Genomic DNA, 23,666 nt, shown 5'->3' with positions numbered 1-23,666 from the left:
TACGGCCCCGCGCGGCTGCCTGTGCTGTGCTGCTGCCAGTCTTGTGCCAGGGCCGGTATACTCGCTTAATGATTCCGACTGCGGCTTCTGCCAATATGCCGCCCGTGCCGGGGGCTGGTGGAGTGGTGCTGCGCGGCGACGCGCAAGACCCCCAGGTGCTGATGGTGCGCTACCGCAGCGGCACCTGGGCCTTTCCCAAAGGCCATCTGGAGGCGGGCGAAACGTCCCAGCAGGCAGCCATACGCGAGGTGCAGGAGGAAACCGGCGTGCGGGCGCAGGTGCTGGCGACCCTATCTGAGACCACCTACATCAATGACCGGGGCGAGTCCCGCCGGATCGCCTGGTTTCTGATGACCACCGAACCCAACCACACTGATACCAAACTCGAAGACACCTTCAGCGAGGGCGGCTTTCTCGGCGTCACCGAGGCCAGTACCCGGCTCAGCTTCACCGAGGACCGCGCCCTGCTGAATCAAGCCCTGATTCTCTGGAGAAAGAACCGATGACCCACTATGCCCTCGGCGACCACACGCCGGACGTTCACCCCACCGCCTTCACTGCGCCCAGCGCCGATCTGATCGGGCGAGTCCAGGTGGGCGAAAAAGCGTCGGTGTGGTTCGGCGCGGTGCTGCGCGGCGATATGGAAGCCGTCACAGTGGGGGCGCGCAGCAATGTGCAGGACGGCGCAGTACTGCACACCGACCCCGGCTTTCCCTGCACCCTCGGCGAGGACGTGACGGTGGGCCACCGCGCCATCGTTCACGGTGCGCGCTGCGAGAACGGCAGCCTGGTGGGCATGGGGGCCGTGATGCTCAACGGTAGCCGCCTGGGCCGGGGCGCGGTGCTGGGGGCCGGGGCGCTGCTGCCCGAGGGCCGCGAGGTGCCAGACGGGATGCTGGCGGTGGGCGTTCCGGCGAAGGTCGTCAAGCCAGTGGCGGGAATGGACAATGCTCAGCATTACGTCGACAACGCCGAGCGCTACCGCGCCGAGCTGAGGGCCGTCGAGCCTTCCGGGAAAATACCGTGAGTCGCCCGCCAGACTCCGGCAGCGGCGAGGGCAAGGAGGCCAGGCGGCGGCTGCCGCCCCGCTCTCCCGAGGTTCGTAAAACCGGGAGCGGCGAGAACCCAAAGGAGGGTGCTGCCCCAGACAGTCCCAGCACAGACAACCAGCTCTCCGGACTGCTCGACGGCCTGAGCCTGCCGGAGCAGTTTCTGGCGGCGGGCGCGGTGCAGGCGGACGGCACTGAGGCGAGCAGCATGCCCGTCAACGTTGCCGGGTCCGGCGAGGTGCGCTTGACTGCCCCGCCGCAGGAGCAGATCGGTCAGACCACGCCGACGCTAGAAGCCCAGACGCGGTCCGTTCAATCACCTCCCCCCCGCCAGGCGCGCCGATGATCACCCAGCTCAGCCCGATGTTTCCGGGAGCCACGCCGTTTCTGGCCCGCTTCCTGCCCACCGTAACGCCCAGCCACACCGGCATCCAGACCGGATTCTGCAACCTTCACGACTTCCTGCGCTTCCTGCACGACCAGAACTGGTACGGCTTCCTGCACGCAGGACTGGGCGAGCAGGCCGCCTACGTGCTGGTCTACGAGGGCCGCACGGTGGCGGCAGCGGGCCTGAGCAGCACCGGGGAGCAGGCGCTGGGCGAGCTGCTGCACCTCTACGACCAGGGCGCGCCGCTCTCGGCCTACCCGCTGGACAAGCACCTGGCGCACATCCTCAGCGGGGTGGGCAGCCGGGCCTGGAAGTTCAATCTCACCGACGACTTCACCGGGCTGCACTCGCGCCCCGGCGAGGCGGTCTTCTACGATCAGGGCCAGGTGGTGGCGACCCTGCCCGCCGGACTGTCGTATGAGGGGGCCTTTCCCGCGCCGCTGCGCCCGCAGACCCTGATTCTGCCGCGCAGTCTGGCGGGCTGGGCCCATCACGGCTACGTGGCGACCCTGCGCGGGCGCGACGCCGTGAACGCCATTACCACCGCCCACCAGAGCTTCCGCTCCCGCTACGGTGCCGAGGGCCTGACCTTTCAAAAAGCCCTGATCGATGGCCTGACGCCCGCCGAATTCGCCCTGCGCCGCGACGTGGCCCTGCACGACCTCGAGGCGCTGCTCAAAGAGCTGATCAGCGCTGGATACCTGAAAGACGACTGAACCGTGCCGAGAACCCCTGTTCCCATCACCCTCGCCATCGAATCGGCCACACCTTACCTGGCGCTGGGCCTGCTGACCCCGCAGGGCGAGTTCGGCTTGCGGCGCGAGGTCGGGCGTACCCACGCCGAGCAGCTTCCCGGCGCGCTCGAAGCGCTGCTGGCAGAGGCCGGATTGAAACCGAATCAGCTTGAGCAGCTCATCGTCGGCACCGGGCCAGGCTCGTACACCGGGGTGCGGGTGGGGGCCAGTTACGCGCTGGGCCTGGGCCGGGCCTGCGGCGCGCCAGTCCTGGGCGTCAGCACCCTGGAGAGCCTGATCGACACGCAGCAGGACGGGATTCAGGCTGTCTCGCTCGATGCCCGTAAGGAGCAGCTCTACGGCGCGGTCTATGTGGTCGGCGGCGGCGTGGTCGTGGACAGCCTGATTCCGGCGGCCAAGTACCCGCACGCCGAGTTCGCAGCGCAGGTCGGCGGCCATCTGTGGCGGCAGGACGCCCCGCCCGACGCCGTGGCTCTGGCCTGCGCTGGCCTGGCACACGGCCTGAGCGACTGGCAGTTGCAGTACCTGTGACGCCCCATCTGGAGCGCCTCATGCCCAAGCGGCTGGCCCGATGAGGCGGTGAGTATGCTGCGGCTCTTGCTCACGCTGCACACGGTAGAATCGCAGGTGTGATTCTGCGCCGCCTCGCCCTGGTTCTCGCTGTCGCGCTGGCGGCGCTGCTGCTGTTGGTCGTGTTCGGCCCGGCGCTCTACGGCCCGGCACTGCTCTCGCGGCTGGGCGGCGCTGACCGACTTTCAGTCTCGTCCATCAGCGGCCCGCTGTGGAACCTCTCGGCGCAGAACTTGAAGGTGACCGGGCCGGGCCTTGATGTCAGGGCGAAGTCGGCGCGGGTCGGCCTGGGAGGCTTCGATCCGGCCACCCACACGGCGCGGCTGAATGTGGCGCTCAGCGGCGGCGTGGTAGACCTGAACCTCAAGTCACTGCTGAGCAAGTCCAGTTCCGGCACTTCCACTGGCCTGGGTCTGCCGCTGGGCCTCAAGGTGCTGCCCGGCGACCTCGACATCAAGGACGTGCAGATCAACCTCGACGGCCAGGGCATCAACGTGCCCAGCGGGCGCTTCAGCGTGACAGGCAGCAGCACCGCGCCGGGCAGCGGGCAGATCAGAATGCAGGGGCAGACCGCATTCGGAAACGCCAGCGCCACGCTGCACTACGCCGAGCCAGGCGGCAGCCTGCGGGCCTGGGCCGACCTCGACGCCGACGCCCGGCTGATCAACGCCTACTGGAAACCCGGCGGCGTCACAGCCGGGCGGGTCCAGGGGCAGTACCGTTTGACGAACGGCGCACTGGCGGGCAACTTCAAACTGATGGGCGGGGCGGTCAAGGTGCCGCAGGCCCGTTTCGTCGCACTCAGCGATCTGACGGGGCGCTTCACCCAGCGCGGCAACTTGGTTCAGGGGCAGCTCGGCGGGCAAGGGCTGGGCGGCCCGGTGACGGCGCAGGCCAGCGTGGATTTGAAGGCCCACCACTTCGAGGTCACAGCGCAGGCCAGCCCCACCCTCGCGGCACTGGGCCAGGCGCTCAAGCTGCCCGCCAGCGGAAACGCCCGGCTCACGGCGCGGGCCAGCGGCTGGACCGACGTGAAGGTGAGCGCCGATGTCAGCAGCTCCCAGGGCCAGTTTGCGACCATCCCTTATCAGGGCCTGAGTGCCGCCTACCGCTTCGAGTCGCAGCTCCGGAACAAGAAAGCACACATCCTCCAAAATAATCTGAGCTTCGAGGTCGGCACCCGGCTGCTGAAGGAGCGCCAGCAGCTCGCCGGAACCTGGACCTTCAACAAGAGTGGCCGCCTGAGCCTGACCGGTGAGCTGGCCCGCAAACCACTGAACCTGACGGGCCAGATCGACGCCCACAACCAGCTGACTATCCAGGGACAAGGCCTCGGCGGACCGGCGCAGGCCAGTTACCAGCTCAGGGAGCGCGAGCTGAGCGCCACGCTGCGCCCCGACGTGTACTCCCTGACCGGCGAGCTGTCGGCCCAGGGCCACCTTGACGATCTGGCGTTGAGCGCCCGCCAGCTCAAGGTCGGCCCCCTCGTCCTGAACGGGCAGGGACAGTTGAACACGAACGGTCTGCGGGCCAGCCTGAATGCAGACAGCGGCGGCACCTTACAGGTCGACACCAGCCGCAAATTCATCGGCACCTGGCAGGCTGCCGGGCTGAAACTGGCGGGCGTCTCGGCCAGCGGAAGTGGCAGGGTCAACCTCGTCAAAGGACTCGCTGGGCAACTCAGCGCCGATGTGCCCAGCGTGACCAGTTCACTCAGTGGCCCCATCAACCTCGATTGGCAGAACCGCAGCGGCAGCTGGCAGGCCGGGCAGCAGCATCTGAAGTGGAGCGGCGACACCTTCAGTCTGGACGCCAATGACCTCAGGGCAGCGGGCGTAACCATTAACGGGCAGGCCAGCTACCGCACCGACACCCGGCAGGCCAGCATCAAGGCCAGCACCGACCTACTCGGTGAAATACAGACGCTGGCGGGACAGTGGACGCCAGGACACACTGGGGCTTTTAGCATCAGCGGGCAGCTTCTCAAAGCGCCGCTGACCTTGACGGGGCGGATTGATGCAGCCAACAAACTGACAGTGCAGGGCCAGGGCATCGGTGGACCCATCGAAGCCAGTTTCGACCCGGCCAGCCAGCAGCTCAGCGCCCAGCTCAACCCCTTCGTCTCCGGCGTCAGCGGCCAGTTGAGCGTGTCGGGTCAACCCAGCGATCTGGCCCTGAGAGCTGCCAACGTCAGGGTCGGGCCGCTGGTGCTGAATGGACAGGGACGGCTGGACGGTGCGGGGCTGCGGGCCAGCCTGACCGAGGCGGGCGGCGGGGTGCTGGGGGTGCAGGGGCAGCTCAGCGATCTCGCACTGAGTGTCCGGAATATCAAGGTGGGACCACTTACGCTCGGTGGGCAGGGACAGCTAGACGCGAACGGTCTGCGGGCCAGCTTGACCGAGGCGGGCGGCGGAACGGCCAGCCTGAACACCGACCAGCAGTTCGCGGGACGCTGGACTTTGAACAGACTGAAACTGGCGGGCGTCTCGGCCAGCGGAAGTGGCAGGGTCAACCTCGTCAAAGGACTCGCTGGGCAACTCAGCGCCGATGTGCCCAGCGTGACCAGTTCACTCAGTGGCCCCATCAACCTCGACTGGCAGAACCGCAGCGGCAGCTGGCAGGCCGGGCAGCAGCATCTGAAGTGGAGCGGCGACACCTTCAGTCTGGACGCCAATGACCTCAGGGCAGCGGGCGTAACCATTAACGGGCAGGCCAGCTACCGCACCGACACCCGGCAGGCCAGCATCAAGGCCAGCACCGACCTACTCGGTGAAATACAGACGCTGGCGGGACAGTGGACGCCAGGACACACTGGGGCTTTTAGCATCAGCGGGCAGCTTCTCAAAGCGCCGCTGACCTTGACGGGGCGGATTGATGCAGCCAACAAACTGACAGTGCAGGGCCAGGGTGTCGGTGGACCCATCGAAGCCAGTTTCGACCCGGCCAGCCAGCAGCTCAGCGCCCAGCTCAACCCCTTCGTCTCCGGCGTCAGCGGCCAGTTGAGCGTGTCGGGTCAACCCAGCGATCTGGCCCTGAGAGCTGCCAACGTCAGGGTCGGGCCGCTGGCGCTGAATGGACAGGGACGGCTGGACGGTGCGGGGCTGCGGGCCAGCCTGACCGAGGCGGGCGGCGGGGTGGCGAGCCTGAACACCAACCGGCAGTTCGTTGGCCGCTGGATGGTGGACGGCCTCGGTCTGGCGGGCTTCTCGGCCAGCGGAAACGGCACGGTCAATCTCTCGAAAGGCCTGAGCGGGCAACTCAGCGCCAGCGTTCCGGACGTGACCAGTGCGCTCAGCGGCCCGGTTCAGCTCGACTGGCAGAAGCGCAGCGGCAGTTGGCAGGCCGGGCAACAGCGCCTGAAGTGGAGCGGCGACACCTTCAGTCTGGACGCCAGCAACCTCAAGGTGCAGGACGTCCAGATCAACGGGCAGGCCAGTTACCACGCCTCGGACCGCCGCGTCACCGGGCAGCTCAGCGCCAGCGGCAAGGGCGTGCACCTGATCGCCACTGGCGAGGGTCAGCGGGCCAGGCTCAGCGGCACCCTGCGCGGCGTTCAGGTGGAGGCGCTGAGCGATCTGACGGCTCCCTTCAGCACGCGGGCCAGCTTGCGCGGCAGCCAGCTCTCCGGCACCCTGAGTTTCCAGAACGGCCTGAACTTCCGGCTGAAAAGCGGGCAGCAGACGGTCCAGGGTCACCTCGACGGCCAGAACTGGACTGTGACCGGCGGCGTGGACCTCGCGGCATTGCGCCCGCTGCTCGGCCAGAACCCGCCCGCCCTGAGCGGCACGGCGCAGTTCGGGCTGACGGGACTCGGCGGCACGGCGCGGGTGCAGGCCAGCGCCCTCGGCGGTCAGCTCGGCGGCACCCTGATGCGGCAGGGCGGCGTCGTCACGGCGCAGCTCAGCGCCCAGCTCAGCGACCTGACGGCGGCGCTCGGCGGTCAGGTGTATCCGCAGGTGCAGCTCTCCGGCCCGCTGACCTGGCGCGGCGCGGGCGGCCCGCAAACGGTGCAGACGCGGGTCAGCGGCCCCTACGGCGATTTGCGGCTGCGGGCGGCGGGCCAGACAGCGGCCATCAGTACTGGCAGCGTGAATCTGCCCGCCCAGGCATTACGGCTGGAGGGCAGTCTCACCCCGGCACTGGCCCTGAATGGCCGCTGGGGCGATCTGGGCCTGACCTACCGGAGTGGCGAGGTCGCCGCCAGCGGCAGCCAGCAGCTCAGCGTCGCTGGACAAAGCGGGCAGGTCAAGGTGGACGCCACCTGGCAGCCGGACTACAGCGGCAGCCTCAGCGCGGCGGGCCAGCTCGGTGAGTACGCCTTTCGCGCCAGCGGTCCCTGGACGGCCCTTCAGGTCGAGTTGAGCGGCGCGGGACTGCGGGCCACCGGCCGGGCCAACGCCCGCACCCTCCAGTACGGCCTGAACGTCAGCGGCGTATTGAATGGTGTGAAGGTTTCCGGGGCACTGCGCGGACAGAAGGCCGAGATCAGCGGCACCTTGAAAGCCAGCGACGGTCAGGGCGGCCAGGCCGACATCAAGGTGAACTCGCTGAGCAGCTTCACGGTGGACGCCCGCGACTTCAAGGTGGCGGGCCAGATGGTGCAGGGCCAGCTCAGCGCCGTCGGCGGGCAACTCAGCGGCTCGGCGCAGTTGGGGCCACTGAGCGTCAAAGCGGACAGGGGGCGCTTCACCGCGTTCGGCACGCTCTATCAGCACGCCATCAGCGCCAGCGGACGGCTGAGTCTGCCGTCCACGCTGAGCGAGGTGCAGCTCAAGGTGGACGGCCCCTACCTCAGCGCCCAGGCCAGTGGCAGCGGCGCGGCCCTGCGCGGCAGTGTCCAGCTTAAGGCGCAGCAGGTGGACCTGAGCGGAGTGAGCGCCCGGCTGCCCGCCCAGGTTTTCCCACTTGAGGCCTCGCTCTCTCCGCTGTCGGTGAACGTGGGCGGGCTGAATTATGCGGGCGGCCAGTGGGGAGGCGCGGCAACTTTGCGCTACACGCTGGCGAACCAGACGGGCCCAGCCCAGAACAGCACTCTCCAACTGATCGGCGGCGGAGAGCGCCTCAGCGCCGCGCCGAGCGGACTCGTCTCGGGCCGGGCGACGCTGCTGCCGAAACTGGGCGGCACCTTCCAGCTCGACCTCTCGGCGCTGGAAAAGCTGCTGCCCCCCACGCTGCTGCCTGCCCAGGTCAGGAGCAACCTGGTGCCGGGCGTCCTCAGCGCCCAGCTCTCGGCGCAGGGGGCGGCCCTGAGTCTCAGCGGTGGGCGCTGGCAGGGCGAGGTGCTGCACCTGAACGGAAACGTCGGCTGGGCCAGCAAGCTCAGTGCCAATGCGGTGTTGTCGCTGCCAGACTCGCGCCTGCCGCTGAGTTACGACGGTCAGACTCTCAGTCTGAAGGGCGGCGTGCTGAATGCCCACGTACTCAAACCGTTCCTGGGCACGAATACGCAGCTCAAAGGCCAGGTACTGGCCGATCTCAGCGTGCCGAAGCTCGACTTGGCGCGGGCCAGCGGCCAGCTCGGCGTCGCCCTGGCCCTGGGTGAACAGTCGGCACGTGGCCAGCTCAACCTGCGGGCCGGGCAGCTCAGCGGCACTCTGAGCAGCGATCTGGGCGGCTCTCCATTGACCCTCAGCGGGGCGCTCTACCCGCAGGCCAATGCCACCTTCCGCTTTGACGGCCTGCGGGGCAGCGTCGTGGGTGATGCCCACAGCCTGGACGCCCGCACTGTCTGGACGGCCAGAGCCGCCGGGACATTCAGGGGGCGCAGCCTGGACGCGACCGCGACCGCCAGCCCCCGGGCCGTGACGTTGGGCGGCGTGCTGGACGGCCTGCGCCTCGATCTGGCGGCCCGCTCAGGCACGGCAGCGGCAGGACTCGCAGGCTGGACCGTCGGCGGCATCTTCAACGCCGCCGACCTGAACCCCCTTACTGGCCAGACTGGGCAGCTCAGCGGCACGTTAGAAGGCAGTCTCGACGACCTGCGGGCACAGGCCAGCGGCGAGATCGCAGGCGTGGCCTTCAGCGTTCCAGCACGGTATCAGGGCGGCGCGCTCACGGTGCAGGCGGCCACGCTGGACGCGGCGCTGTCGGGTAACCGGGCGCGGGCCAACCTCAGCGGTCAGGTCTACCCGGCACTTCAGCTCGGCGGCAGCGCCGACCTCAGCGGCCAAGCGAGCGGACACTTCGAGGTCGGCGCGAGCGGGGCTTACGCTGCGCCCCACCTGACCCTCCAGGGCACGCTCACCTCCGACGTGCTGGGACTGGGCATCAGCGGCACCCGCCTGAACGCCGCCCTCAGCGGCCAGGACTTCGTGGTGACGGTACTCGGGCAGACCCTCAATGGGCTGGCGCGGGGCCGCACCGACGCGCCGGGCTTTCTCCAGACCGCCCAACTGACACTGCACGCGCCTTACCAAAACGGCCAGACCCGGCTGAGTCTGGACGGCCCACTCGGCTGGGACGCCAAGCGCGGCTGGAGCGGTGGGCTGAAGGCGGTGGGCGACGCACCCGGCGGCCCGCTCGACGCCGAGCTGAGTGGCAGTGGCCCCCTCACACTCAGGGTCAGCCTCGGCCCGGCCCGGCTCAGCGGGCAGCTCCCGGCCAGGTTACCCACCACACCGGGCGGCAGCCTGGAACTGCAATCTCTGGACCTCGGCGCGTTCTGGCAGCGGCCGAATCTGCTGGGCCTCAGTGGGCGGGCGACGCTGGGCGGCGCGAGCTGGGCCAAACTGGCTGCGGCCTTCAGCGGACAGCTCACCGATAAGGATAATCAGCTCAGCGGCGACCTGAACGGCCGGTACGCGGCGGGCCACGCCCAGCTCTCTTTAAACGGCCAGGCGCTGCGCGGATCGGCACGCTTCGACGCGCCCGACTTCAGCGCCTCGCTGAACGCCAGCCGGGTCACGCTCTCGCGCCTGCTGCCTCCTGCGCTGGGCGTCGATTCGCTGCGGCTGACCGGCACCCTCAAGGCGGCAGGATCGACGACGGACGGCCTGAAGACCCTCGACGCCCGCAACCTGCTGGTTAGCGGTATGCAGCAGAAGGTCGGCAACTTCCGGCTGAGCGGCTCGGCCACCTACGGCGGCGGCGTGGCACGGGCCGATTTGCGCGGCCAGGCGTATGGCGGCGAGCTGAGCGCTGTCGGCAGCTTCCAGAACGGTTTGAGCCTCAAGGCGCGGGGGCTGAACCTGAAGCAGTACGGTGTCAGCGCGGCCAGCGGCGAGGTCATGCTGCGCGGCAGCTACGACGACCCGGCCATCAGCGGCGTGCTGCGCGGCTCGCGGCCCGAGGGCACGGCGACGGCCACCCTCTCGGGTCCGCTCAAAGACCCCAGCGTGCGCCTCAAGGCCGAGCTGAAGGGGGCCTACAGCGGCACCGTTTATGCCGACGCCGGGCAGCTCGATCTGGCGGCCCAGACGGCCCAGCTCCACGTCTACGGCAACGCAGTGCAGAAGCCGGCGGCGGGCAGCGGCCCGAGCAACTGGGTCAACCTCGACCTGCAGGGCATCTGGCCCAAACTCAGCGGCCAGGCCACCACCCACCTGATCGCCCTGCGCCCGCTGGGCTTCGACGAGCCGGTGGTGCTGAGCGGCCAGGGCGACGGCAGCTACACCCTAGACGCGGGCAGCCTGGGCAGCGGTCAGGTGAGGCTCAGTGGCCTCAACCCCGTGGTGACCGCCAGCGCCACCCTGACCCCACTGAAATTGCTGGGAGCAGAAGGCCAGGGTCAGCTCAATGTCGGCCTCAGCGGACCGCTGAGTGATCTCAAGCTGGCGGCCAGCGGCACCTTCAACAATCTCAGCCGCAGCGGAGTCAGCCTGCCCACCACCTCGCTGAGCCTGAATGGGCCGCTCACGGCACTGCGCGGCGAGGTGCGGCAGGGCGGACAGCAAGTGGGCACCTTCGACGGTCAGCAACTCAGCTTCAACGACCTGAAAGCGGCGGCGGCGGGCCTCGACCTGACAGCCAGTGGGACGGCCACGCTCGGCGGGCAGGTCAAGGCCCAGGTCAGCGCCAGCGGTCCGGTCAACGGGGCGGCCAACCTGACTTACGATTCCGGGCAACTCACGGCGGCGGGCCAGCTCAAGGCAGTGGGCTTCGGCGGCAGCTTCGATGTGCAGGCCGGACCGCAACGTGGCTGGCAGGGCAGCCTTCAGCTCAGCGGCGGGCCGAGCCTCAGCGGGGTGGGACCGCTGCTGAGCGTGCCCACGCCGCTGAAGCTCTCGGGACCGTTCGCATCACCGAAGCTCGCAGGCAAGCTGGAACTGGTGGGGGCCGCCGCCGAGTTGCGCGCCAGCATTGACGGCGCGCAACTGACGCTGCGAAACGGCCCGACCACCCAGGCCAGCGGCACCCTCAGCCTGACCAGAGCGGAGGCCGGGTACGTCTGGACGGGCAGCGGGCAGCTCAAACGGCCCGAGGGCCAGCTCGACCTCGCCCTTTCCGGCGCGGCGGCGGACCCGCGCGCCCAGCTTCAGTTCCGGCGCGGCCAGTGGACAGCGCAGGGGCAGGGCAGCCTCGGCGGGGCCGATCTGGGCGTCTCGGATGGACAGCACCAGGGCAAATTGACCTACGACGGCAAGATTTTCACGCTAAACGCCCCGCTGCTCGACCTGGCTGGACTGGACATCGGCAGCCTGAGTGGGCGAATCAGCGCGGTGGGGTCTTTTGGCAGCGACCTGAACGGCTCGGCCAGCCTGAGCTTCAGCAATCTGAGCAGCGGCGCGATTCTGCCGTATTTCGAGCTGCCGCTCACCGGGTCCGGCAGCGCCCAGGTGAAGTTCGCCAGGGGCGTCGGGCAGCTTCAGGCGCAGGTGAGCGCTCCGTATGGGCAGGCCACGCTCAGTCTTCAGCAGACGGCAGCGGGCCAGGCATGGGCAGGCCGCCTGAGGGGCCAGCTCCAGAAAGGCGAGGGCCGCCTGAGTGCCGACGTGACCCTGGACGACTCGGGCGCGGGCGGCCAGGTAACCCTGCGAAATCTCCCGATTCAGGCCGCCAATCTGCAAGCCGACTTGAACGCCACGGTCACGCTCAGCGGCCAGAGCTTTACGCTGGAAGGCGAGGCCGTCAGCCCGGTGGGCCGCGCCGATGTCAGCGGCGACGGCAATCTGGCCGACGTCGTCCCGGCGCTCAGCGCGTACACCGTCCTCAAGCCCAGCGAGGCGGGCTACCGGGTCCAGGCCGGGGTATCGAGCTTCGATTTGGCGCAGCTCAAACTCGGCGCGGGCATCGGCGGGGCCGTCAGCGGCCAGCTCACACTCAGCCAGGGCAGCGGCAGCTTTGTGGTGAGGTCGGCCGCACTCAAGCTCGGTGACGCCAGCTTCCCGGCGCGTATCGACGGCACGCTGGCCGGGGGCGACTGGAGATTGCGCGGCTACATCGGCAACTCCACCCTGTTCGGGGCCGTCACGGCGGGGCAGCTCAGCGTCCGCAGTCAGCTCGAGGCGCTGCCGGTGGGCAACATCATCGCTGGGTTCACTGGCAAGCTGCCCGGCAACGGCATCGTCACCGGCATTGCCCGCATCGACGCGCCGCTCTCTGACCCGCTCTCGGGCAGCGTCAACCTGGTGGCCGAGCGGGTGCGGGTCACGGCGGGCCAGGACACCCTGATCGGCTCCGGCACCCTCGACTTCCGCAACCGCGAACTGCGCGAAGTCAACTTGCAGCTCAGCGGTGCGGGGCAGTGGAACATCAGCGGCCAGTTCACCCGGCAGAAGGTGGACCTCAAGGCAGCCTTCACCGACACCACCTTCACGCCGGTCCTGGCCTTCGTTCCCAGCCTGAGTGACCTCTCTCCGGCACTCAAGGGCAGCCTGACCCTCAGTGTGGGCGGCAGCTACGGGCAGCCCACCGCCTCGCTCAGCGGCTCGAACCTGGTGGGCAGCGTCTCGGGACTGAATGTGGCGCTGCCCAGCGTGCGCGGCAATCTCGGCAGCGGCGGCCTGTTCACAGCCCAGGCCGCCGTGCAGGCGTCGGGCAACGTCAGCGGAGTCGGCACGCTCAGCGCCGCCGGGCAGCTCATCGGCAGCCGTCTCAGCGGCGCGACCCTGCGCTACCTCGGCAGTCTCAGCGCCGAATCCCTGGGGAACCTCGGCACGCTGGACGCCAGCGTGTTGCAGGGCCAGAACGCCTGGACCGTCAGCGCCTCGGCACAGCAGGGCGGCAGCTTGAAACTCAGCGGTCAGGTCAGCCCCAGCTTCGATTTGACACTGGCCGCCCGTGAGTACAACCTGCCGGTTCGCAGCATCTACGCCCGCGAGAGCAGCCTCAGCGGCGACCTCAGCGCCAGATCGGCAGGCGAGCAGATTCTGGTGGGCGGCAACCTCAGCTTCGAGCGTCTGATCCTGGGCCGACTGGGAGCCAACACGTTGCCCGGCACCGCGCCCAGCACAGCCATTGGCGGCGCGAGCAACGCTGCGAGTAACTATGTCAGCCCGCTGCCCGACGAGCTGACCGTCTTTCCCAGCGACAAGGGCGAGAAGCCGCCCAGTGCCTTTTTGCAGCGCATCATCTTTCAGGACATTCCTATTCGCGCGCCCAACGGCATCCGGGTGGACGAGAATCTGGCCCAGGCCGAACTCTCGGCGGCACTGACCCTATCGGGCAGCGGAGCCGCGCCGCGCCTGAGCGGCAACGTCCGCAGCCTGCGCGGCAACCTGCTGCTGCGCGATAACAATTTCAACCTGCAAAATGCCCAGGCCGACTTCGACGGCTCCAGCCTGTACCCGGTCTTTCGCCTGACCGCCCAGGGCCAGGTGGCCGGGCAGGGCACGCCGAATACCCCCACCATTGGCGTGCAGCTTCAGGTCAACGGCTCGTTCGTGGTGCAGGCGGGCGTGCGGGCACTGCAACTCGACACTCAGCTCAGTTGCACCACCTGCACCGACGCGGGCGAATACTCGCAGGCCGAACTCTACTCGCTGCTGGCGCTCGGCACGCCCGACATCACCACCGTCGGCAGCAACATCGGCTCGCTGGGCCAGAGTGCCGTCAGCACCGCGCTCAACCTGTTCGTGCTGGGGGAGTTGCAGCGCAACATCGCTCGCGCGCTGGGCGTGGACGTGTTCCGCATCTCCAGCAACCTGATTACCCCGGACGGCAACCTCGACGCCAAATTCACCGTCGGCACCTACCTCTCCAAGCAGTTCTACGTGCAGTATCAGGTCGACCTGAGCGGCAAGGGCCTCTTTGACGCCACCTACACCACCTCTGACAACCGCTTTACCTTCCGCGCCAGCACCCCGATCAGTGGCCTGAATTTGCAGAGCGTGCGGCCCTCGTTCTCGGTGGCTTACAACTTCGGTGCCCGCAGCAGCCTGACGCTGGGCGTGCAGTCGGGGGACAGCACCCGGTTCTCGGTGGCATATCTGTACCGCTGGTGAGCGGGCTGATCGTGGGTGCACACCAGTTGCTGTGCACCCAGTTGGCCTCGTTTGACAAATAACGGTCCCGTGCCTACGCTGGCCGGGTAGAGCAAGTCACAGCTCGCCCGTTGACATGGCTTGGGTGGTCGGCCCTACCTCCCGCCGCACTCAGACTTCGCCTTCTCGACGGACTGGCTCCTGAGTAGGGCCAGCGGAGGTTTCATGTCCAGAACAATCCTTGCTCTGCTCAGCGCCGCCCTGCTGCTGAGTGCCTGTGCCGGACCTCGCGGACCAGTCGGGCCAGAGGGCACTCAGGGAAGTCAGGGCACCACCGGCCAGACCGGAGTAGCAGGCCAGGCAGGCCAGAATGGCACCGACGGAGCAACAGGCCCAGCCGGGCCAACAGGCACGACTGGAGCACCAGGTTCTCAGGGCGCATCAGGCACGCCCGGCCCAACAGGCCCAACAGGCCCAACAGGCCCAACAGGCAACGCCAACGTGGAGCAGTACACAATTGCTTATAACTCACCAAATGTGAACTACAGTGGGAACATTAAGATATACACCGTGACGGCTTTCACGCAAGCACAGCTCGACTCGAGCATCGTGCTCTGCTACTCTGAACTCTTTAATAGCTGGATTCCTGTACCGGGATATAATATTCTTTCTGAAACGACATCATTCATTGCCATAGATGTTCTTGACGGAAATCTGGAGATAAGACGCGGGGAGCTGAACTCGGCTGGGCAAATTGTTAAGAAGGACCAATTTGATAATTTCCGAGTCATTATTATTCCCGCCACGAAAATCACTCCACTCTCGCTGCACGGCCCAAATCTGAATGATTACATAGCGGTCAAGGCGTACTACCACCTGAGCGACTGAACCACCCCACAACAGAAAATCAGGCCGCGCTCCACACGGGCGCGCGGCCTGATTTTCTGCTCAGCTCAGTGGCTCAGGCTGGCGCGGGGCTCCAGGGCGTAGAACGCCACCACCGCGACCAAAGTGCCGACCCAGCCGGGCGCGCTGCCCAGATCGAGGCTGAATTCGCGGCCCAGCACGGTGCTGCCCAGGCGGCCTTCGAGCTTCTCGCCGGTCTGCTGCGCCGAGATGTTCCAGCCGACAATCGGCGCACCGAGGTAGCCGGTGACCCGGTCCACGCCGCGCAGGGTCAGGGTCTCCTTACCCACATTGCCGCGCAGTTCGCCGTCTTGCAGCTCGATCTTCACGCTTTCGTCGCCCACACTGCCAGCCACGCCGCGCTCGGTAATTTCGAGGTCAATATCCTTGCCGCTGAGCTTGCCGCCCGCACGGCCCACAATCTTGTCGCCGTCGATGGCGCAGCGGATGGTATATCCGTCCGCGCCGCCAAGGCGTCCTTTGAGCAAATCGTCCATGCGCAGCAGTATAGAGGCAAGTGGGCCTGCGGCAAGCGCGGGCCGGACCTCCGGTGCTCCGGCATGTTGCGCTTCATTCCACCACAAAGTGGAACCCCGCCGTTCGTGGTTCCGCAACACAGAACCCGCCGCTTCTCGTCCTCCCCTTGGTCGGCTCTCCACCGGAGGCCAGATCAGTACACCGCGTTGAGTTCCAGTCGCCCGGTGTAGTGCTGATACTCGACGTTGAGAAGGTACGTTCCCGCCTCACCGGAGCCGTTCATATCGAGTGACCAGCTGCCCTGCCTGCACAGCACGGCGCTGAGGGCGGTGCCGTCGGGGGCCAGTAAACGCAGGGTGGCCTGACCACCCTTGCCCTGGCAACTGCCGGTAACCGTCAACTTGCCCGCCTGGTAGGTCCGGAACGGGTAGCTGCTCTGGCCCTGGGCGTTGAGCAGGTACAGTGGCGTGAGGGTCGCTGCCCCCACCCGAACTCCAAAGGTGAAGTACAGAATCGCCACCGCCACCGCCAGCACCGCCAGGACAACACGCATCAGCTCACATTTTAGCGGATTTCGGCGATGAGGAGGGTGGCCCCACTTACCCCCCACTGGGGGGCCTGACGGCCCAGACCGCATCACCGGCGCGCCAGTGTAAGACAGGCATAAATAAGACAGGTACAAAGCAGCGCTTGGTGTCTCTTGTACACTCTCAAGTATGACTGTCTTCTCCTCCGCCCGCCCGCTGCGCGCCGCCGTGATCGGCAGCGGTCCCAGCGGTATCTACGCCGCCGACGCGCTGCTCAAGCAGCTTCAGGTGCCGGTGGAGGTAGACGTGTTTGACCGCCTGCCCACGCCCTACGGCCTGGTTCGCTACGGCGTCGCGCCCGACCATCTCAAGATCAAATCCGTGACAACCCTCTTTCAGAAAGTGCTGGGCGACCCGCGCGTGCGCTTTCTGGGCAATGTGGAAGTGGGCCAGAATCTCAGCGTGGGGGAACTCAGGGCACACTACGACGCGGTGATCTACACCGTGGGAGCGTCCTCGGACCGGCGGCTGAACATCCCCGGCGAGGACCTGGGCGGCAGCCTCAGCGCCACCGAATTCGTCGCCTGGTACAACGGTCACCCTGACGCCGCCGCCCGCGAGATGCTGCTGCACGCCTCGGGGGTGGCGGTGGTGGGCGCGGGCAACGTGGCGCTGGACGTGGCCCGCATCCTGGCCAAGACGATGGCCGAGTTGCACACCTCCGACATCGCTGCCCACGCGCTGACGGCGCTAGAGCATTCGGAGGTCGAGGACGTGTACCTGCTCTCACGGCGCGGCCCGCTGCAAGCCAAGTTCACGACCAAGGAGCTGCGCGAGTTCGGCGAACTGGCGGGTGCGGACGTGGTGGTGCGGCCCGAGGAGATCGCCGTCAGCGACGAGGACTACGCCGCCATCAGCGACAACGTGGTGAAGCGCAACGTGGATGTGTTGCGCGAGTTCGCCCTCAGGGCGGCGCAGGGTCAGCCCCGGCGCGTCCACCTGCGCTTTCTGGTGTCGCCGGTTGAGCTGATCAGTGATGCCCAGGGGCAGGTGGCCGGGGTCCGCATCGAGAAAAACCACCTGGACGCCCAGGGCAATGCGGTGGGCAGCGGCCAGTTCGAGGTGCTGCCGGTGCAGATGGTGCTGCGGAGTGTGGGCTACAAGGGTGTGGCGCTGAGCGGGGTCCCGTTCGACGACAAACGCGGCGTCATTCCCAACACGCGGGGCCGGATCGAAGGCCGAAGCGGCGAATACACCGCTGGCTGGATCAAGCGCGGCCCCAGCGGCGTCATCGGCACCAACAAGGCCGACGCCGCCGAGACGGTGGCCACCCTGCTCGAAGATGTGCCGGACCTGACGCCCGCGCCCGAGGCAGGCAGGGCCGCCGTGGACGCGCTGCTGGCCTCACGGCAGGTGGACGTGGTGAGCCTCGAAGATTACCTCAGACTCGACGCCCACGAGCTGAGCAGCGGGCAGGCGGCAGGCCGTCCCCGGCTGAAGGTGGCCCACCGTGAGGCGATGTTCGAAGTCATCCGGGCCAAGCGCTGAGTCTCACCACGCACAGATGACCCCATTGCAGCCCGCTGCTCCCACTGACCTGCTGATCATCGGGGCGGGGCCTGCGGGCCTGCACGCCGCCTTCTACGCCGGGCTACGCGGCCTCAGTGTGCGTCTCATCGACGTCCAGCCGGAAGTCGGCGGCCAGCTCAGCGCCCTGTATCCCGACAAATTGGTCTACGACCTGCCGGGATCGCCCTCGGCCAGCGCCGCCGACATCGTGGCCGCGCTGGCAACTCAGCTCGCGCCCTTCAGCCCGGACTACCGCCTGAGCGAGCTGGCGCAGACGCTGACCCAGACGTCTCTGAGCCAAACTGAGCGGGGCTGGACGGTCACGTCGGACCGGGCCAGCTATCCGGCCCGCGCCGTGATCGTGGCAGCAGGGCTGGGCGCGCTGCTGCCACGTGAGAGCAGGCTCGGCGGACAGCACCCTGACGTGCGGACCGTACTGGTAGAGCCTTCAGCTTTCAAAGGTAAATCCGTGCTGATCGTGGGCGGCGTGCCGCAGGCAGTGCGGGCCGCGCTCGACCTGGCCGCTGCTGGCGCGCAGGTCACGCTGACGCACCGCCGGGCGCTGTTTCGCGGCAGCCCGGCGCAGCTCAGGCCACTTGAAGAGTTGAAGCGGGAAGGTCAGATCACCGTCCACGCGCCTGCCGAACCCGAACGGCTGGACGAAGCGGGCATGTGGCTCAGAATCGGGAATGACCTCCGGCACATTGCCGCCGACAGTGTCTACGTTGCCAACGGACACCTGCCCGATCTGTCGGCGCTGCAAAGCTGGCCGCTCGGCTGGCAGGGCGAGTACATCCCGGCGGACGCCACACAGATGACGCGCTTGCCCGGCGTCTTCGTGGCGGGCGACGTGAGCCTGACGGGCGGCGACTTCAAGCTGCTCTCGGTTGGACTGGCACAGGCGGCGCTGGCGGCCAACTTCGCAGCCCAGTTCGTGAATCCGGCGCTGAAGGCCAGACCGGGGCACAGCAGCGATCGTCGGCTGCCGCAACCAGCAGACGACTGAAACTGGCGGGGGGTTTACCCTACCCGCGAGGTCAGGTCCCCGGTGAGGCCGAGCGCGCCCACCGGCAACCCGCTATGCACCCTGGGTCTCAGGCCCTCGGTGCGGATCAGGCGGCGGACTTCCTGACAGCGGCAGGTCGGGTAGGTGCAGAGCATCCCCTCAGGGTGGGTGGCCAGGAAGGTCCGCACCCCGTCCACCAGATCGCGCACCCGGTAGGCGCTGAGATGGGCGCGGCCCACCGTGACCTGCTTACCCTGCACATACGGCGCGATGTTCTCGAAATCTGCCGAGCAGTTGGGAAAGGCGCTGGGCACCACGTTGCCGCCCAGCGGCACATAGCGGGTCAGCAGCGGCACCCCCGCCAGATACTCGCCGTAGTGCAGGGAAGTGTTGCTGGAGTGGTCCACACCCAGCAGCAGCGACACCGCGTCGAGATCGTAAAGCGCGCCGATGGGGCCGTAGGGGTTGGTCAGCGACTGCGCCTCTACGATGGCGCGGGCCTGCTCACCCAGCGCCACGAAGCTCAGCGCCGGATGAAACGATCTCAGGGCGTCGGCCTGCTCAACCAGAAGCTGCGGCACCCGCCCGATGTCGCGGCTGACCCGCGTGTCGCGGTTGAAGGTGGCGTAGACCGAGGACGTGGGCGAGCGCAGCAGGGTCGCGTAGGTGAAGGCCGGGGCGCTCAGGGTGGCCGTGTGCCGCCTCAGTTCGCCCAGCAGCGCCGCTGTTCCGCCCTCGACCTGCCCGAACGAGCGCAGGCTGGCGTGGACGATGGCGTGCTGAGAGCCGTCCAGTCCCAGCGCGGCCAGACCTTCGGCGATCATGGCAGCCGTAACCTGGGGGCGGCGCAGCATGTTGAGCATCACGTCCAGTCTAGCGCGAAAGGAAGTGGCCACCCAGGCTTTTTCCCCTATATTTTAAAGCTTTCGGAAAGCACGCTTCATCCTGTGCCAGAAAAAAGCCGCCACAACACGCGGCGACCTCTTCTGGTCCTTTCTTGCCCCGAATTTATTTGACGAACAGCATCTGGCGGTAGGTCGGCATGGGCCAGTGCTTGGCGGCCACGACTTTCTCGAGCTTGTCGGCAGCCACCCGCACCGCCTGCATGGCGGGCAGCACGTTCTGCTGCATGTGGTGGGCCTTCTCGTGGATTTCCTCGCCCCCCTCGGCCGCGTTTTCCTCGCGCAGCTTGCACACAGCGTCATACATCTCGTCGGCAGCAGCGGCCACTTCTTCGGAAATGGCGGCGGCGGCCCTTCCCTGCTTGATGCCGCTCAGCTCGGCCAGGTACGCCAGCGCGGCGGGCATGATCTGGGTGGCAGCCACCGACTCGGTGGTCTCGCCCTCGATGTTGACGGTCTTGAAATAGATGTCGTACATGATTTCCTGGCGGGCGGCCAGTTCGCGGTCACTCAGAACGCTGTAGCGGCTGAACAGTTCGGCGTTCTTGGCATCGGTCAGGTGCGCGATGGCGTCAAGGCTGGTTCGCATGTTGAGCAGGCCGCGCCCGTGCTCGGCTTCCTGGTGCCACTCGTCAGCGTAGCCGTCGCCGTTGAAGACGACCCTCTTGTGGGCGTCGTAGGTGGTCTTGACCAGTTCACCCACCGCCGTATGCAGGTCCTGGCCGCTACCAAGCCTGGACTTGAGGTCGGTGGTGAGCGCCTGCACCGCGTCGGCCACGACGGTATTGAGGACCGTAATAGGAAAAGAAATACTCTGCAAGCTGCCCACTGCCCGGAACTCGAACTTGTTGCCGGTGAAGGCAAACGGGCTGGTGCGGTTGCGGTCTCCGGCGTGGCGCGGAATCTGCGGCAAGACGCTCGATCCCAGGCCTAGAAACCCAGCGACCTGCCCGCGTCCGCCCTGGCCGCTGGAGATGCGGTCAAGGATCTCGGTGAGTTCAGTGCCCAGGAAGATGCTGATGATGGCAGGCGGCGCTTCGTTGGCCCCCAGGCGGTGGTCGTTGCTGGCCGAGGCCACGCTGATGCGCAGCAAATCCTGGTGCTCGTCCACCGCCTTGATGATCGCCGAGCAGAAAAACAGGAACTGCAAGTTCTCGTGCGGGGTCGCGCCGGGTTCGAGCAGGTTGTCGCCCAGATCGGTGCCCATGCTCCAGTTGCAGTGCTTGCCCGAGCCGTTGATGCCCGCGAAGGGCTTCTCGTGCATCAGGGCCACCAGACCGTACTTGCGGGCGGTGTTGCGCAGAATCTGCATGGTCAGTTGCTGGTGGTCGGCGGCCACGTTGCTCTGCTCGTAAATCGGGGCGATCTCGAATTGGCCGGGCGCGACCTCGTTGTGGCGGGTCTTGACCGGAATGCCCAGGGCGTAGAGCTGCGTCTCGGCGTCGGTCATGAAGCTCAGCACCCTATCGGGAATCGCGCCGAAGTAATGGTCTTCAAGTTCCTGGCCGCGCGGGGGCTTTGCGCCAAAGAGGGTCCGGCCTGTCATCACCAGGTCGGGGCGGCGGTAGAAGTAGTCCTCGTCGATCAGGAAGTATTCCTGCTCCGCGCCGAGGCTGCTGCTGACCCGGCCCACCGGCGTCTCGAAGAGGTTAAGCGCCGGAACCACGGCCTTGTTGAGCGCCTCGATGGAGCGCAGGAGAGGCGTCTTGAGGTCGAGCGCCTCGCCGGTCCACGAGGCGAAGGCGGTGGGGATACACAGGGTCGCGCCGTTGGCGTGGCGCATGATGAACGCCGGGCTGGAGGGGTCCCAGGCAGTGTAGCCACGCGCTTCAAAGGTGGCCCGCAGGCCCCCCGAAGGAAAGCTGGAGGCGTCAGGTTCGGCCTGAATCAGCTCGCTGCCGGAAAACTGGGCCAGCGCCGTGCCGTCACTGCTGGGCGCGAGGAAGCTGTCGTGCTTCTCGGCAGTGCCGCCGGTCAGCGGCTGAAACCAGTGGGTGTAGTGGGTGGCTCCCTTGTCCATCGCCCAGGTTTTCATGGCCAGCGCCACCGCGTCGGCGATCCTGGGATCGAGCGGGTCGCCGCGCTCCAGGGTGGCCTGGAGACTCTTGAACATCGGTTTGGACAAGCGCTGGCGCAGGGTTTCGAGCGTCAGCACGTCCGAGCCGAAGACCTCGCCGATCATCTCGCTGGGGGTGTACTGCTGCTCCACATCCACGCGCCAGTTGCGCGCCGCCGCGACGACTTCAAAGTCCTGATTCATCTGGGTTCTCCTTGGGTGAGGGGGGGGCACCGGGGTCAGCGCAGCAAGAGGGCCTGTTGACTTGGGCTGAGTATAGACGCGGCGAGAAAAAGGCGTCAACGATTTGTCAGACAACTTGCAGGTTTGCCACCCCCGAGCCGGCGCGGACGCTGGCCAAATGCCGCTTTGGGCCGTGTGCACTGCACAAGCATCCAGGTTTGTTGGTACATTTTGCAGGGTGTCCATAGTTGCAAAATGGGTCTGATCGGCTGATCCGAGGTGCCGTCTCCGGCCCGGCCACGCCTGCTTGCCCGGCGCAAGCGCGGACCTCTACTCTGGGGTTTACCGCGCTTCACACTCCGACTGGTGCCGATTTCAGTTCACGCTTTGACCGGCGAAGCTGTCCAGTTCGAACATCCCAGTGCTCTCCCAGCCCTCTTTCACTCCTGCGAGGCTCCCCTCATGACCGACCATCCTCCCCCACCCACCCAGGCCCGCGTGCTGGAACTCCTCCAGGAAGGCCGGGTCAATTTTCTGCGGCTGCAATTCACCGATATTCTGGGTACCATCAAGAACATCGAGGTGCCGCGCAGCCAGTTCGAGAAAGCGCTCTCCGGGGGCGTGATGTTCGACGGTTCCTCGATTCAGGGCTTTACCCGCATCGAGGAATCCGACATGCTGCTCGCGCCGGACCTCTCCACTTTCCTGATCTACCCGCAGTTCTCGCGCGAGGAAGGCGAGCGCGGCAAGGTGGCCCGCATCATCTGCGACGTGAATCTGCCTTCCGGCGAACCGTTTCCCGGCGACCCCCGGTTCGTGCTCAAGCGCCAGATCGCCCGCGCCGCCGAGGCGGGCCTGACCCTGTACGCGGGCACCGAGCCGGAATTCTTTCTGTTCGAACGCGGTGAGGACGGGCGCGGCACCACCCGCACTGGCGACCACGCGGGGTACTTCGATCTGGCCCCACTCGACAAGGGTGAACGGCTGCGCCGGGAAATCGCCAACAAACTGGTCGAGATGGGCTTCGAGATCGAGGGCGCGCACCACGAGGCCGCGCCGGGCCAGCATGAAATTGATTTCCGCTACCAGGACGCCCTGGCCGCCGCCGACGCCATCAGCACCTTCAAATTCGTGGTCAAGCGGGTGGCGCTGGAGTACGGTCTGCTGGCCAGCTTTCTGCCCAAGCCAGTGGCCGGGGTCAACGGCTCAGGCCTGCACGTTCACCTCTCGCTGTTCAGGGACGGCCACAACACTTTCCACGATCCGGCGGGCGAGTTCGAACTGTCCGAGACGGCGCTGCACTTCATCGGTGGGCTGCTCGAACACTCGCCGGGGATATGTGCGCTGACCAACCCGACGGTCAACTCGTTCAAGCGGCTGGTGCCAGGCTTCGAAGCGCCGGTCAACGTGGCCTGGAGTACCTCCAACCGCTCGGCGCTGGTGCGGGTTCCAGCCAAGCGGGGCAACTCCACGCGGGCCGAGTTCAGGCTGCCCGATCCGAGCTGCAATCCGTATCTGGCGCTGGCCGTGATGCTGGCAGCGGGCCTGGACGGCATTGAGCAGAAGACCGTGCCGCCCCCGGCCATCCAGCGCAACATCTACCAGATGACGGTGCGCGAGAAACGTCACCACCGGGTCCGCGAATTGCCGCGCGACCTCTACGACGCGCTCGACAGCCTGGAGCGCGACGAGGTGATTTCGGCGGCGCTGGGCAACCACGCGCTTGAGCATTATCTGCGCGCCAAGCGGGCCGAGTGGCGCAATTACGCCGCCGTGGTGCACCCCTGGGAGATCGAACAGTATCTCGATCTGGTCTGAGGCAACCCCAGCCCGGCGAACGTCATCACCCGGACACAGACTGGGCTGCCGAATGAACATTTGACCGGTAAAGTAGTGAGAATTGCTCAAAACTTGATCA

14 protein-coding genes are annotated in these 23,666 nt (G+C 67.1%); 10 read left to right on the top strand and 4 right to left on the bottom strand.

What is annotated here, in order from left to right; genetic code table 11:
* Positions 1-68: 68 nt before the first annotated feature.
* The 7 genes from N0D28_RS09580 to N0D28_RS15560 all read left to right on the top strand — a co-directional run bounded on the left by N0D28_RS09580 (position 69) and on the right by N0D28_RS15560 (position 15,010).
* Positions 69-506, top strand: a complete 438-nt coding sequence (locus N0D28_RS09580) for an NUDIX hydrolase (RefSeq protein ID WP_260559306.1) — start codon at positions 69-71, stop codon at positions 504-506.
* Complete coding sequence (locus N0D28_RS09575; RefSeq protein WP_260559305.1) at positions 503-1,027, top strand: gamma carbonic anhydrase family protein; 525 nt, start codon at positions 503-505, stop codon at positions 1,025-1,027. Before N0D28_RS09580 ends, N0D28_RS09575 begins: the two co-directional genes overlap by 4 nt.
* Complete coding sequence (locus N0D28_RS09570) at positions 1,024-1,395, top strand: hypothetical protein (protein ID WP_260559304.1); 372 nt, start codon at positions 1,024-1,026, stop codon at positions 1,393-1,395. Before N0D28_RS09575 ends, N0D28_RS09570 begins: the two co-directional genes overlap by 4 nt.
* Positions 1,392-2,153: a hypothetical protein gene (locus N0D28_RS09565; protein ID WP_260559303.1), complete on the top strand. Its 762-nt coding sequence runs from the start codon at positions 1,392-1,394 to the stop codon at positions 2,151-2,153. The genes N0D28_RS09570 and N0D28_RS09565 overlap by 4 nt, the downstream gene beginning before the upstream one ends.
* A 3-nt stretch (positions 2,154-2,156) precedes the next feature.
* Positions 2,157-2,723 (top strand): tRNA (adenosine(37)-N6)-threonylcarbamoyltransferase complex dimerization subunit type 1 TsaB, encoded by a 567-nt coding sequence (tsaB, locus tag N0D28_RS09560; RefSeq protein WP_260559302.1) that lies wholly within the window; start codon positions 2,157-2,159, stop codon positions 2,721-2,723.
* A gap of 98 nt (positions 2,724-2,821) precedes the next feature.
* On the top strand, positions 2,822-14,143 hold the full coding sequence (locus N0D28_RS09555; protein WP_260559301.1) for a translocation/assembly module TamB domain-containing protein: 11,322 nt from the start codon (positions 2,822-2,824) through the stop codon (positions 14,141-14,143).
* A 204-nt stretch (positions 14,144-14,347) separates the two neighbouring features.
* Positions 14,348-15,010 carry a hypothetical protein gene (locus N0D28_RS15560; RefSeq protein WP_312846397.1) on the top strand — a complete coding sequence of 221 codons (663 nt, stop codon included), beginning with the start codon at positions 14,348-14,350 and terminating at the stop codon, positions 15,008-15,010.
* Positions 15,011-15,075: 65 nt separating this feature from the next.
* Here N0D28_RS15560 and N0D28_RS09545 read toward each other — a convergent pair whose 3' ends face one another.
* Complete coding sequence (locus N0D28_RS09545) at positions 15,076-15,525, bottom strand: hypothetical protein (RefSeq protein ID WP_260559300.1); 450 nt, start codon at positions 15,523-15,525, stop codon at positions 15,076-15,078.
* 173 nt (positions 15,526-15,698) lie between these two features.
* Positions 15,699-16,058: a hypothetical protein gene (locus N0D28_RS09540; RefSeq protein WP_260559299.1), complete on the bottom strand. Its 360-nt coding sequence runs from the start codon at positions 16,056-16,058 to the stop codon at positions 15,699-15,701.
* A 163-nt stretch (positions 16,059-16,221) separates the two neighbouring features.
* On the opposite strand from N0D28_RS09540, the gene N0D28_RS09535 reads away from it, so the two are divergent.
* Together N0D28_RS09535 and N0D28_RS09530 are read left to right on the top strand one after the other, a co-directional pair.
* The gene (locus tag N0D28_RS09535) at positions 16,222-17,580 is read left to right on the top strand and encodes an FAD-dependent oxidoreductase (RefSeq protein ID WP_260559298.1); all 1,359 of its coding nucleotides are present in this window, start codon (positions 16,222-16,224) and stop codon (positions 17,578-17,580) included.
* Between the two features lie 16 nt (positions 17,581-17,596).
* On the top strand, positions 17,597-18,607 hold the full coding sequence (locus N0D28_RS09530) for an NAD(P)/FAD-dependent oxidoreductase (protein ID WP_260559297.1): 1,011 nt from the start codon (positions 17,597-17,599) through the stop codon (positions 18,605-18,607).
* Positions 18,608-18,621: 14 nt separating this feature from the next.
* On the opposite strand, the gene N0D28_RS09525 is transcribed toward N0D28_RS09530, so the two are convergent.
* Positions 18,622-19,470 (bottom strand): AAC(3) family N-acetyltransferase, encoded by an 849-nt coding sequence (locus N0D28_RS09525; RefSeq protein WP_260559296.1) that lies wholly within the window; start codon positions 19,468-19,470, stop codon positions 18,622-18,624.
* A gap of 145 nt (positions 19,471-19,615) precedes the next feature.
* On the bottom strand, positions 19,616-21,769 hold the full coding sequence (locus tag N0D28_RS09520) for a glutamine synthetase III family protein (protein ID WP_260559295.1): 2,154 nt from the start codon (positions 21,767-21,769) through the stop codon (positions 19,616-19,618).
* A 441-nt stretch (positions 21,770-22,210) separates the two neighbouring features.
* On the opposite strand from N0D28_RS09520, the gene glnA reads away from it, so the two are divergent.
* A complete protein-coding gene (gene glnA / locus N0D28_RS09515; protein WP_260559294.1) occupies positions 22,211-23,566 on the top strand; it encodes a type I glutamate--ammonia ligase in 1,356 nt (451 codons plus the stop codon).
* The last annotated feature ends 100 nt before the right edge of the window (positions 23,567-23,666 follow it).

The sequence above is a fragment of the Deinococcus rubellus genome (genome assembly GCF_025244745.1).
In the GTDB taxonomy this organism is placed as follows: Bacteria; Deinococcota; Deinococci; order Deinococcales; family Deinococcaceae; genus Deinococcus; species Deinococcus rubellus.
Note: the sequence above shows the minus strand (reverse complement) of the source record. Positions and strands in the feature narration are given on the sequence as shown.

Bases quoted from the DNA above. Each gene is read 5' to 3' on its own strand.
- N0D28_RS09565 (WP_260559303.1), top strand. From the start codon at position 1,392: ATGATCACCCAGCTCAGCCCGATGTTTCCGGGAGCCACGCCGTTTCTG.
- N0D28_RS09520 (WP_260559295.1), bottom strand. From the start codon at position 21,769: ATGAATCAGGACTTTGAAGTCGTCGCGGCGGCGCGCAACTGGCGCGTG.
- N0D28_RS09540 (WP_260559299.1), bottom strand. From the start codon at position 16,058: ATGCGTGTTGTCCTGGCGGTGCTGGCGGTGGCGGTGGCGATTCTGTAC.
- N0D28_RS09535 (WP_260559298.1), top strand. From the start codon at position 16,222: ATGACTGTCTTCTCCTCCGCCCGCCCGCTGCGCGCCGCCGTGATCGGC.
- N0D28_RS09580 (WP_260559306.1), top strand. From the start codon at position 69: ATGATTCCGACTGCGGCTTCTGCCAATATGCCGCCCGTGCCGGGGGCT.
- N0D28_RS09545 (WP_260559300.1), bottom strand. From the start codon at position 15,525: ATGGACGATTTGCTCAAAGGACGCCTTGGCGGCGCGGACGGATATACC.
- N0D28_RS09575 (WP_260559305.1), top strand. From the start codon at position 503: ATGACCCACTATGCCCTCGGCGACCACACGCCGGACGTTCACCCCACC.
- glnA (WP_260559294.1), top strand. From the start codon at position 22,211: ATGACCGACCATCCTCCCCCACCCACCCAGGCCCGCGTGCTGGAACTC.
- N0D28_RS09525 (WP_260559296.1), bottom strand. From the start codon at position 19,470: ATGCTCAACATGCTGCGCCGCCCCCAGGTTACGGCTGCCATGATCGCC.
- N0D28_RS09530 (WP_260559297.1), top strand. From the start codon at position 17,597: ATGACCCCATTGCAGCCCGCTGCTCCCACTGACCTGCTGATCATCGGG.
- N0D28_RS15560 (WP_312846397.1), top strand. From the start codon at position 14,348: ATGTCCAGAACAATCCTTGCTCTGCTCAGCGCCGCCCTGCTGCTGAGT.